This is a genomic window from Ensifer sp. VA4 (genome assembly GCF_055710065.1).
The window spans coordinates 278,731-289,864 of record NZ_JBVQPO010000003.1 but is presented as its reverse complement, the minus strand read 5'-3'; the positions used below and the strand labels follow the sequence as shown (position 1 = coordinate 289,864).

General features: G+C 62.8%; 10 protein-coding genes. 9 read left to right on the top strand and 1 reads right to left on the bottom strand.

The genetic code is table 11. The annotated features are described in order from the left end of the window. Window positions 1–19 precede the first annotated feature (19 nt). From AC0C6X_RS06545 to AC0C6X_RS06505, 9 genes are all read left to right on the top strand, one after another. Window positions 20–751, top strand: a complete 732-nt coding sequence (locus tag AC0C6X_RS06545) for a DeoR family transcriptional regulator (protein WP_247959589.1) — start codon at window positions 20–22, stop codon at window positions 749–751. A 166-nt stretch (window positions 752–917) separates the two neighbouring features. Further along, window positions 918–1,931: a deoxyribose-phosphate aldolase gene (gene deoC / locus AC0C6X_RS06540; protein WP_472952273.1), complete on the top strand. Its 1,014-nt coding sequence runs from the start codon at window positions 918–920 to the stop codon at window positions 1,929–1,931. 5 nt (window positions 1,932–1,936) lie between these two features. Further along, window positions 1,937–4,321, top strand: coding sequence for an aldehyde dehydrogenase family protein (locus AC0C6X_RS06535; RefSeq protein WP_247959591.1), 2,385 nt, complete (start codon window positions 1,937–1,939; stop codon window positions 4,319–4,321). 133 nt (window positions 4,322–4,454) lie between these two features. Continuing rightward, on the top strand, window positions 4,455–4,910 hold the full coding sequence (locus AC0C6X_RS06530) for an RbsD/FucU family protein (RefSeq protein ID WP_247959592.1): 456 nt from the start codon (window positions 4,455–4,457) through the stop codon (window positions 4,908–4,910). Window positions 4,911–5,015: 105 nt separating this feature from the next. Continuing rightward, window positions 5,016–5,948: a ribokinase gene (gene rbsK, locus AC0C6X_RS06525; RefSeq protein WP_247959593.1), complete on the top strand. Its 933-nt coding sequence runs from the start codon at window positions 5,016–5,018 to the stop codon at window positions 5,946–5,948. Then, window positions 5,945–6,820: a carbohydrate ABC transporter permease gene (locus tag AC0C6X_RS06520; RefSeq protein WP_247959594.1), complete on the top strand. Its 876-nt coding sequence runs from the start codon at window positions 5,945–5,947 to the stop codon at window positions 6,818–6,820. Before rbsK ends, AC0C6X_RS06520 begins: the two co-directional genes overlap by 4 nt. Next, complete coding sequence (locus AC0C6X_RS06515) at window positions 6,817–7,845, top strand: carbohydrate ABC transporter permease (RefSeq protein WP_247959595.1); 1,029 nt, start codon at window positions 6,817–6,819, stop codon at window positions 7,843–7,845. The genes AC0C6X_RS06520 and AC0C6X_RS06515 overlap by 4 nt, the downstream gene beginning before the upstream one ends. Before the next feature lie 40 nt (window positions 7,846–7,885). Then, window positions 7,886–9,340, top strand: a complete 1,455-nt coding sequence (locus AC0C6X_RS06510; RefSeq protein WP_247959596.1) for an ABC transporter substrate-binding protein — start codon at window positions 7,886–7,888, stop codon at window positions 9,338–9,340. Window positions 9,341–9,424: 84 nt separating this feature from the next. After that, the gene (locus tag AC0C6X_RS06505; RefSeq protein WP_247959597.1) at window positions 9,425–10,516 is read left to right on the top strand and encodes an ABC transporter ATP-binding protein; all 1,092 of its coding nucleotides are present in this window, start codon (window positions 9,425–9,427) and stop codon (window positions 10,514–10,516) included. Between the two features lie 44 nt (window positions 10,517–10,560). On the opposite strand, the gene AC0C6X_RS06500 is transcribed toward AC0C6X_RS06505, so the two are convergent. Continuing rightward, complete coding sequence (locus AC0C6X_RS06500) at window positions 10,561–11,067, bottom strand: GAF domain-containing protein (RefSeq protein WP_247959598.1); 507 nt, start codon at window positions 11,065–11,067, stop codon at window positions 10,561–10,563. Window positions 11,068–11,134 lie beyond the last annotated feature (67 nt).

Here is an 11,134-nt window from a genome sequence, read left to right as displayed (position 1 = left end):
CTCGAACACGGACAAGGGCATGGTCAGTCGTAAAACCGCTCGCATCATTCAACTCGCCGACGCGCTTTCCGGGCGAAGGGTGCTGCATCTGCGCGACGCCGCTGCATTGCTCGGCGTTTCGGAAATGACGGTTCGCCGCGATGTCGCCGACAACCCGGGCCAGTTCGCCTTTCTCGGTGGGCATATCGTTCCGGCGGCGGAGATCGAGGGCGACGCACCCTACGAACTGGCGCGCGAAGCCGACAGCCACGCCGCCGCCAAGCGCGAGGCCTGCGTCCACGCGGCCCGCCACATTCGTCCGGATGAGACGATCTTCATCGATTGCGGCACGACGCTCGAATATCTCGTTGATCTCATTCCGGAAAATTATTCAATTACGGCAGTATGTTATTCGCTGAACGTAGCTGAAAAGCTGACGCACAAGCCAAATGTGCGGATTGTCATGCTGGGCGGTGTCTATCATCCGTCCTCGGCGTCTTTTTCCGGCAATTCCGGGCTGGAGACGCTCGAATCGCTCGGCATCAACGTTGCGTTTCTGTCGGCGGCCGGTGTCGATCCGGGCCGGGGCGCCACCTGCGTGCATTTTCACGAAGTCTCGGTGAAGCAGAAGGTCATTTCGCTTGCGCGCGAAAGCCATCTCGTTGTCGATCTCAGCAAGATCGGCAAATTGAAGCCGGCTTTTTTCGCGTCAATCGGTGTTTTTCGCTCTATCATTACGGAAGAGGGCGAGACGCAGCTGTCGGGCCTGTAGCGGCAGCGCAAAAATATTACAAATTCGTCAAAGCATGAGAGGTTCGCTTGACACTCTCAGTTTTTGATGAAATAGTCACAAAAATTCGATAGAAAAATAACAAAATCGAGATCTCGGCGGCCATGCCCGCGTGCTGGTTGCGACAGGGAGTTCAAGGAGCCATCGCTTGGAAGACCTAGCTGTGAAAACCGGCGCGTCGAAAGTCGCGCAGTCGCCGGCGGCGGGCCATAACTGGCCGCGCAACAACGGCATCGATCTCGATCTCGGCTGGGTGCTGGATCAGCGCGTCAACCTGTCTGCTGCCGAGCGCCGCGTCGCGACATTGCCTGGCCGCCGCACCGTCAAGAAGGATGCGCAGGCTGCCTGGTTGCTGAAGGCCGTCACCTGCATCGATCTCACCACCCTTAACGGTGACGACACGACGGAGCGCGTTAAGCGGCTCTGCGCCAAGGCGCGCCAGCCGGTGCGCCAGGATCTGCTCGACGCGATGGGCATGGGCGGTCGCGGCATCACGACCGGTGCGGTTTGCGTCTATCACCGCTTCGTTTCGACGGCTGTCGAGGCGCTGGACGGATCCGGCATCCCGGTCGCTGCCGTCTCCACCGGCTTCCCGGCCGGCCTCATCCCCCATGATGTGAAACTGCGGGAGATCGAGGCATCGGTTGCCGACGGCGCCAAGGAAATCGACATCGTCATCACCCGCGAGCACGTGCTGACCGGCAACTGGCAGGCACTCTACGACGAGATGCGCGACTTCCGCACCGCCTGCGGCGATGCCCATGTAAAGGCAATCCTGGCGACTGGCGACCTGAAGACGCTGCGCAACGTCGCGCGCGCCTCGCTCGTTTGCATGATGGCGGGCGCCGATTTCATCAAGACCTCGACCGGCAAGGAGGGCGTCAACGCCACCCTTCTGGTAACGCTCGTCATGCTGCGCATGATCCGCGCCTATCAGGAGCGGACCGGCCTCAAGGTTGGCTACAAGCCGGCCGGCGGTATTTCCGCGGCCAAGGACATCCTGAACTACCAGTTTTTGATGAAGGACGAACTCGGTCGCGAATGGCTCGAGCCGGATCTCTTCCGCATCGGTGCATCGAGCCTGCTCGCCGACATCGAGCGCCAGCTCGAACATCACGTGACCGGCGCCTATTCGGCCCTCAACCGACACCCGATTGGATGATCCCGATGACTGTCGCAAGGTATTTTGACGAAATGTCCTATGGTCCCGCGCCCGAAGCCGACACGGAAGCCCGCCAGTGGCTGGCGCGCCACAAGGGCGAGTTCGGCCACTTCATCAACGGCGCCTTTGTTGCTTCCGCCTCGGGCAAGACTTTCGAGACGAATGAGCCGGCGACCGGCAAGCTGCTCGCAAAGATCGCGCTCGGCGGCGCCAAGGACGTGGACGACGCCGTTGCGGCCGCCCGCAAGGCTCAGGGCCCGTGGGCGAAGCTGCCGGGCCATGCCCGCGCGCGCCATCTCTATGCGCTCGCCCGTATGATCCAGCGCCACGCCCGCCTGATCGCCGTGGTCGAGGCGATCGACAATGGCAAGCCGATCCGCGAAACGCGCGACATCGATGTTCCGCTCGCCGCTCGCCACTTCTATCACCATGCCGGCTGGGCGCAGCTTCAGGAAACCGAGTTTGCCGATCAGGTACCGGTCGGCGTCGTCGGTCAGGTCATTCCCTGGAACTTTCCGTTCCTGATGCTCGCTTGGAAGGTTGCGCCGGCGCTGGCACTCGGCAACACCGTCATCCTCAAGCCCGCGGAGTTCACGCCGCTGACGGCGCTGCTCTTCGCAGAACTCGCTTCCGCCGCTGGACTGCCGGCCGGTGTGCTCAATGTCGTGACCGGCGAAGGCGAAACCGGCGCGCTGATCGTCGAGCATGCGGATATCGACAAGATCGCCTTTACCGGCTCGACCGAGGTCGGTCGTCTCATTCGCGAGCGGACCGCCGGCACCGGCAAGTCTCTGACGCTCGAGCTCGGCGGCAAGTCGCCCTTTATCGTCTTTGACGATGCCGACATCGACGGCGCCGTCGAAGGCGTGGTGGACGCCATCTGGTTCAACCAGGGTCAGGTCTGCTGCGCCGGCTCGCGCATCCTCGTGCAGGAAGGCGTGGCGCCACTCTTTTACGAGCGTCTGAAGCGCCGCATGCAGACGCTGCGCGTCGGCCATCCGCTCGACAAGGCGATCGACATGGCGGCAATCGTTGCTCCCGTGCAGTTGCAGCGGATCGAAAACCTTGTTGCCAAGGGTGTTGCCGAGGGTGCTGCTTTGCACCAGCCGACGATCGAACTGCCGAAGGGCGGCAGCTTCTATCCGCCGACGCTGCTGACCGGCGTGCAGCCGACCTCGATCGTTGCGACCGAGGAGATCTTCGGACCCGTCGCGGTATCGATGACCTTCCGCACCCCGGAAGAGGCGATCCAGCTTGCCAACCACACGCGTTACGGCCTTGCCGCCAGCGTCTGGAGCGAGACCATCGGCCTCGCACTTCATGTCGCGGCCAAGCTCGCCGCCGGCGTCGTCTGGGTCAATGCCACCAATCTCTTCGATGCCTCCGCCGGTTTCGGTGGCAAGCGCGAGTCCGGCTTCGGCCGAGAAGGTGGTCGCGAAGGTTGTTACGAATATCTGAAGCCGAAGGCTTGGCTTGGCCGCAAGCTCAGGGCGGCCGTCGCCGAACCGGCGCTGAAACCCGTCGTTGGTGATTTCGCCATGCCTGATGTCGATCGCACCGCCAAGCTCTTCATCGGCGGCAAGCAGGCGCGGCCGGATGGAAATTATAACCGCAACGTACTTTCGCCCAAGGGCAAGGTGCTCGGCGAGGTCGGCGAGGGCAATCGCAAGGATATCCGCAACGCCGTCGTCGCGGCGCAAGCCGCCTCCGCCTGGTCTTCGGCAACGACGCACAATCGCGCACAGATCCTCTATTACATCGCCGAAAACCTGAGCGGTCGCGCCGATGAGTTCGCCGATCGCATCGCGGCCATGACCGGCGCGTCTGCGGCGAACGCCGATGCCGAGGTCGAGGCCTCGATCGCCCGCCTCTTCACCTATGGTGCCTGGGCGGACAAGTACGAGGGTGCCATTCACCAGCCGCCGCTTCGCGGTGTCGCGCTCGCCATGCCTGAGGCGCTTGGCGTCGTCGGCGTGGTCTGCCCGCCCGAAGCGCCGCTTCTCGGCATGATCAGCCTCGTCGCGCCGCTGATTGCCACCGGCAACCGCGTCGTCGTGGTGCCGAGCGAGCCGCATCCGCTGGCTGCCACCGATTTCTATACGGTTCTGGAAACTTCAGACGTTCCGGCCGGCGTCGTCAACATCGTTACCGGTTCGGCGATCGAGCTGGCAAAGACTCTTGCAAGCCACAACGATGTGGATGCGCTCTGGGCCTTCGGCACGCCCGAGCTTTCGACGCTGGTCGAGAAGCTCTCAGCCGGCAACCTCAAGCGCACTTTCGTCGACTACGGCAAGGCGACGAACTGGCTCGATCGCGAGGCGGCAGAAGGTCCGGCCTATCTGCGCCGCGCAACGGACGTCAAAAACATCTGGATCCCCTACGGCGAGTAGGGGCAGCTATTGCGCGGGCGGGGGGAGCCGGTCAGCGCGATGGAGGAAATGAACAGTTAGGGAGACGCGTTCGCCCGCGAAGGGCAGCGCAGAGAGCGCGATGGCACTCGTCGCGCGCAGGAGGAGGACTGTAATGCTGAAGAATATCGATCCGGCGCTGAACGCCGACGTGCTGCACGCGCTGCGGTCCATGGGACACGGCGACACGCTGGTCATTTCCGACACCAACTTTCCGTCCGATGCGATTGCGCGAAAGACGGCGCTCGGCACGCTGCTGCGCATCGATAACGTATCGGCCGCGCGGGCGGTCGAGGCCGTGCTTTCGGTGCTGCCGCTCGACACGCCGCTGCAGCCTTCCGCCGGTCGCATGGAGGTTATGGGCGCGCCTGATGAGGTCCTGCCGGTGCAGCAGGAAGTGCAGGCGGTGATCGACCGTGCAGAGGGCAAATCGGCGCCGATGTACGGCATCGAGCGCTTCGCTTTCTACGAGGAAGCCAAAAAAGCCTATTGCGTCATCACCACGGGCGAGACCCGCTTCTACGGCTGCTTTCTGTTCACCAAGGGCGTCATCCCGCCCAAGACCGCCTGATCGACCGCCTGCGCGGTCGCCGCGCAGCGCCTGACTACAGATGAAATCGCGAGAGATTGCCTGGGCACACCGTTTGCTGCGGTGCGGTCGCAGGGGGAGGCATGAATGAAGGTTGGTGTTTCGATCCTTGGAATCTTCGTGGCCGACACGGCCTATCTGGCACCGCGCATGCCGGTCATCGGTGAAACGATTACCGGCAGTGGGTTCTCGGTCGGTCCCGGCGGCAAGGGCTCCAACCAGGCGGTTGCAGCAGCACGTGCCGGCAGTCCGGTCTCCTTCATCTCCAAGCTTGGTCGCGATACCTTCGGAGAGATGGCATTGCGCACCTATGCGGAAGCGGGCGTGACGTCGAAGATCGTACAGATGGACGACCTGCCCACGGGCGCGGCCTTTATCTACGTCAACGACCAGAACGGTGAGAATGCGATCATCGTCTATCCCGGGGCGGCGGGCTCGATCGGCATCGACGACGTCGAAGCGGCGCGTGAGACGATTGAAACTTCACGCATCTTCGTGACCCAATTGGAGCAGCCGGTCGCAGCCGCGCAGCGCGCGCTCGAGATCGCCCATGCGGCCGGCGTCACTACGGTTTTCAATCCGGCGCCCGCCGAAGCCTTCCCGGATGCGATCTATCCGCTTAGCGACTACCTCGTGCCGAACGAGACGGAGGCCGCAGCCATCGTCGGTTTCGCACTTTCTTCGCAGGATGACATCCGTCGCGCCGGCGATGCGATCCTGAAGAAGGGCGCGAAGACCGCGCTCATCACCCTCGGGGAACGTGGAGTGCTCTATCACAACCACGAGCAGTCGGTGCTGGTGCCCGCGATTGCGAGCGGCCCGGTGATCGATACGACCGGGGCAGGCGACGCCTTCGTCGGCGGCTTCTCAGCGGCGTTGGCGCGCGGACACGCTCCGATCGAAGCCGTTCGCTTTGGTTGCGCGACCGCTGGCATCGCGGTCACCCGCCGCGGCACCGCACCGGCCATGCCGACGCTCGCCGAGATCGAGGCGCTGCTGGCACGAGGGGTGTCCGCATGACGCGCAACGACCCGATCAAGCACTTCTTCATCTGGCCCGCCCTCATCATCGTTCTGCTTGTTTCGATCTTTCCGCTCGTCTATTCGCTGACGACGAGTTTCATGAGCATGCGGCTCGTGCCCCCGACACCGGCCCGCTTCGTCGGCTTCGGCAATTATCTCGATCTCTTGCAGAATCCACGCTTCTGGCACGTGGCGGGCACGACGACGCTGATCGCCTTCATCTCCGTCGGGCTGCAATATGTGATCGGTCTCTCGGTGGCGTTGGCGCTGAACTCGCGGGTACCGGGTGAGGGCATCTTTCGCGTCAGCTTCCTGCTGCCGATGCTGGTCGCGCCCGTCGCCGTCGCACTGATCGCCCGGCAGGTGCTCAATCCGACAATGGGGCCGCTCAACGAACTGATGACGGCGCTCGGCTTTGCCAATCTGCCTTTCCTCACCCAGACGAGCTGGGCGCTCGGCTCGATCATCGCCGTCGAGGTCTGGCAATGGACGCCTTTCGTCATCCTCATGCTGCTTGCCGGCCTTCAGACCCTGCCGGACGATGTCTACGAGGCAGCCGCGCTGGAAAATGCCACGCCCTGGCAGCAGTTCCGCGACATCACCTTTCCGATGCTCCTGCCGATCTCGGTCGCCGTTGTCTTCATCCGGCTGATCGAGAGCTACAAGATCATCGACACGGTCTTCGTCATGACTGGCGGCGGGCCGGGGATCTCGACCGAGACGCTGACCCTCTTTGCCTATCAGGAGGGCTTCAAGAAGTTCAACCTCGGTTACACCTCGGCGCTTTCCTTCCTGTTCCTGATCGTCATCACGGTGATCGGTCTCGTCTATCTCGCGGTCCTCAAGCCCTATCTGGAGAAGCACAAATGAGCGTGCGTACTCTCAAGGGGAAGCGGCGTTGGCTGGCGCTCGGCGGCTGCCTCGTCTGGCTCGCCGTCACCTTCTTCCCGCTCTACTGGGTGCTGATCACCTCGTTCAAGACGCCGATCGCCGTCGTCGGGGGGCCGACCTATCTGCCCTTCGTCGATTTCGAGCCAAGCCTGACGGCCTGGAGCGAGCTCTTGTCGGGCCAGCGCGGCGAGTTCTTCAACACGTTCCTCGCCTCGACGATCATCGGGCTGTCAGCAGCGGTTGCGGCCACCGGGATCGGTGCCATGGCTGCCTATGCGCTTGTGCGTTTTACCTTCCGTTTCCGCCTTCTGTCGGCGTTGATCTTCGTGGCGATCGCCTTCGGCGGTTTCCTGCTTGGCCGCCATGTGTTTGGCTTCGGCCAGGGGATCTCGCTGATCTACGCTTTTGTCGCCGCGCTCGTGCTTGCAGTGATCTCGAGCCGTTTCCCCCTTCCGGGGCCGGAACTCGGCAATAACGACATCGTCTTCTGGTTCGTCAGCCAGCGCATGTTCCCGCCAATCGTCGCCGCCTTCGCGCTCTATCTGATGTACACGGAGATGGGCAAACTCGGCTTCAAGCTGGTCGACAGCTACATCGGCCTCACCTTCGCCTATATCGCCTTTTCGCTGCCGATCGTCATCTGGCTGATGCGCGATTTCTTCGAGGCGTTGCCGGTCGAAGTGGAGGAGGCGGCGATGGTCGACAACGTGCCGTCCTGGCGGATCTTCTTCGGCATCGTGCTGCCCATGTCGAAGCCGGGACTGATCGCCACCTTCATGATCACGCTCGCCTTCGTCTGGAACGAGTTCCTGTTCGCGCTGTTCCTGACCAATTCCAAATGGCAGACCCTACCGATCCTCGTCGCCGGCCAGAACAGCCAGCGCGGCGACGAATGGTGGGCGATCTCGGCTGCCGCTCTCGTTGCCATCATTCCGATGATGGTCATGGCCGGGCTTTTGAGCCGGCTCATGCGCTCCGGCCTGCTTCTCGGAGCGATCAAGTAACCAACCCGCTTTGGCATGCATTCATTCATAGGAGGATAGAATGAGGAAATTGCTACTGGCATCTGGCTCTCTCGCAGCTCTCGCGATGGGGAGCGCGGGAACGGCGTTTGCCTGCGATCCGGATTACACCGGTGTCGAATTGACGGCGACGACACAGACCGGCCCCTATATCGCCTCGGCGCTGCAGCTTGCGGCCAAGGGCTGGGAGGAGAAGACCTGCGGCAAGGTCAAGGTCGTCGAATTTCCCTGGTCGGAGCTCTATCCGAAGATCGTCACGTCGCTGACCTCGGGCGAAGACGCTTTCGATGTCATCGCCTTCGCCCCGGCCTGGGCGCCCGACTTCACTGATTTCCTGTCGGAAATGCCGGCCGACATGCGCAAGGGCGCCGATTGGGAAGACATCGCGCCTGTCTACCGCGAACAGCTGATGGTCTGGAACGGCAAGGTGCTGTCGCAGACGATGGACGGCGATGCCCATACCTATAGCTACCGCATCGATCTCTTCGAAAACGCCGACAACCAGAAGGCGTTCAAGGCGAAATACGGCTACGATCTGGCTCCGCCGAAGACCTGGAAGCAGTATCTGGACATCGCTGAATACTTTAACCAGCCGGCCAACAACCTCTGGGGCACGGCGGAAGCCTTCCGTCGCGGTGGCCAGCAGTTCTGGTTCCTGTTCAGCCATGTCGCCGGCTACACCAGCCATCCGGACAATCCGGGTGCCATGTTCTTCAATCCGGAAACGATGGACGCGCAGGTCAACAATCCAGGCTGGGTGCGCGGTCTCGAGGAATATATCCGCGCCTCCAAGCTTGCGCCGCCGAACGCGCTGAACTTCTCCTTCGGTGAAGTGAACGCCGCCTTTGCCGGCGGCCAGGTGGCGGAATCGATCGGTTGGGGTGATACCGGCGTCATCGGCGCCGACCCGAAACAATCGAAGGTGGCCGGCAATGTCGGCTCCGCGCCGCTGCCGGGATCGGACGAGATCTGGAACTACAAGACCAAGACGTGGGACAAGTTCGATAACATCGTCCAGACCTCCTTCATGGCCTTCGGCGGGTGGCAGGCGGCGGTGCCTGCGACCTCGACGAAGCAGGAAGCAGCCTGGAACTATATCCAGTACCTGACGAGCCCGGCAGTTTCCGGCCAGGCGGCGATCACCGGCGGCACCGGGGTCAACCCCTACCGCATCTCGCACACGACCAATCTCGATCTCTGGTCGAAGATCTTCTCCGAGCGGGAGGCAAAGGAATATCTCGGCGCCCAGAAGGAGGCGGTCACCGCCAAGAATATTGCACTCGACATGCGCCTGCCCGGCTACTTCTCCTATACGGAAGTGCTGGAAATCGAACTCTCCAAGGCGCTCGCCGGCGAGGTGACGCCGCAGCAGGCGCTCGATAGCGTCGCCGAGCAGTGGAACAAGCTGACCGACGAGTTCGGCCGCGACAAGCAGCTTGCCGCCTATCGCGCATCGATGGGCCTTCCCCAGGAATAATGAGACCACGCCCGTCCCGATCGCGTCGGGGCGGGCTCCCGCATCCCGGCTACACCGGGCGTCGCCAGCAGCAGAGGCTACAGCATGTCACAGGTCCGATTGCAGCAGATCACCAAGTCCTTCGGGAACGTCACCGTCATTCCGCCGCTCGACCTTGACATTGCCGACCGCGAATTCGTCGTGCTCGTCGGGCCGTCCGGCTGCGGCAAGACGACGACGCTGCGGATGATCGCCGGTCTCGAAACCGCGTCATCGGGATCGATCCGGATCGGCGAGCGCGACGTAACCGACCTGCGGCCAGGCTCGCGCAATTGCTCGATGGTGTTTCAGAACTACGCGCTCTACCCGCATATGACGGTCGCCGAAAACATCGGCTACGGCATGAAAGTGCGCGGCACGCCGAAAGCGGAGATCGACAAGGCGGTGGCGGATGCCGCCCGCATCCTCAATCTCGGCGCCTACCTCAATCGCAAGCCGAGCGCGCTTTCCGGCGGCCAGCGCCAGCGCGTGGCGATCGGTCGTGCAATCGTGCGCCAGCCGGATGTCTTCCTTTTCGACGAGCCTCTCTCGAATCTCGACGCCAAGCTTCGCATCGAAATGAGAACCGAAATCAAGCTGTTGCATCGCCGCCTTCAGACGACTGCCGTCTACGTCACCCACGACCAGGTGGAGGCGATGACCATGGCCGATCGCGTCGTCGTCATGAATCAGGGCCGCATCGAGCAGGCGGCCGATCCGATCACGCTCTACGAAGCCCCGGCCAACCTCTTCGTCGCCGCCTTCATCGGCGCGCCCAGCATGAACTTCGTCGAGGGGCAGCTCGAGCGTGGTGACGGCGGGCTGCAGTTCAGGGCCGATGGCGGGGTGGCGATCAAAATTGCGGAAAGCCGCGCTGAGAAGCTTGGCGCCTTTGTCGGTCAAACCGTCGTGCTCGGTATTCGGCCGGAACATACAATGGCGGCGGATCCAAGTGCGCCGACGGTCAGGTTGACGGTGCGTGACATCGAACCGCTCGGCCCCCATACGCTCGCGCTCGGCAGAATAGGGCCGGCGGCCTTCACGGCGCAGGTTCACGCCGCCTCGCGCATCGGCCCGGATGACGAGATCGAGGTGCCGATTGAGTCTGAGAAGATGCACTTTTTCCTGAAGGAAACCGGCGTGGCTATCGGCCGCTGACCGGCGGGCGGGGCCGAAGGCGATGACGCCCCCGGCCTGCCGTATTATTGCTTTTCGGCGCGCGCAGTGGCGAGGAAGGCGAGTTTCGCCGGCATTTCCAGATGCTTGGAAAGCACCACACGCTCTGGCGTATAGTGGTGCTCGACGTCGAGACAGTTGACCGTGCCGAGCAGTTCGCCGCCGACGACAACCGGGATGTTGGCGACCGAACCGCAGCCGAGCGACCAGATGGTTTCGTGGTCGCCGAAGACCTTGGAAATGTCGACGATGGTGTTGGCGACAAAGGTCTGGTGCGCCTTGTGCACGATGTCGAACCAGCTGTCGTAGCGGATCGGCTTGGTGCCGGAGGTCGGGTATTCTTGCGGGTGCGAGGTGTAGGCGCGGCGGGCGACTTCGTTGATCATGTCGACCGTCATGATGGTGAAGAGCTTGGCACCGATCACCTGGCGGCAAAGCGTCTGCAATGCGGTCCATACCGCATCGGCATCGGTGGTCTTGGCGATGGCCGCGTCGAATTCCGCCAGCGCGGCAGCGATCTGTTCACTGTTCATGCTATGTCCTTGGGGTTACTCGATATTTTAGAGCGGGACGCCGGCGGAGAGCCGCACGCGCTTTCCT

Excerpts from the sequence above, each read along its gene's own strand:
- AC0C6X_RS06505 (WP_247959597.1), top strand. The coding sequence starts at position 9,425 with ATGTCACAGGTCCGATTGCAGCAGATCACCAAGTCCTTCGGGAACGTC.
- AC0C6X_RS06535 (WP_247959591.1), top strand. The coding sequence starts at position 1,937 with ATGACTGTCGCAAGGTATTTTGACGAAATGTCCTATGGTCCCGCGCCC.
- AC0C6X_RS06515 (WP_247959595.1), top strand. The coding sequence starts at position 6,817 with ATGAGCGTGCGTACTCTCAAGGGGAAGCGGCGTTGGCTGGCGCTCGGC.
- AC0C6X_RS06500 (WP_247959598.1), bottom strand. The coding sequence starts at position 11,067 with ATGAACAGTGAACAGATCGCTGCCGCGCTGGCGGAATTCGACGCGGCC.
- AC0C6X_RS06530 (WP_247959592.1), top strand. The coding sequence starts at position 4,455 with ATGCTGAAGAATATCGATCCGGCGCTGAACGCCGACGTGCTGCACGCG.
- AC0C6X_RS06545 (WP_247959589.1), top strand. The coding sequence starts at position 20 with ATGGTCAGTCGTAAAACCGCTCGCATCATTCAACTCGCCGACGCGCTT.
- AC0C6X_RS06510 (WP_247959596.1), top strand. The coding sequence starts at position 7,886 with ATGAGGAAATTGCTACTGGCATCTGGCTCTCTCGCAGCTCTCGCGATG.
- AC0C6X_RS06520 (WP_247959594.1), top strand. The coding sequence starts at position 5,945 with ATGACGCGCAACGACCCGATCAAGCACTTCTTCATCTGGCCCGCCCTC.
- rbsK (WP_247959593.1), top strand. The coding sequence starts at position 5,016 with ATGAAGGTTGGTGTTTCGATCCTTGGAATCTTCGTGGCCGACACGGCC.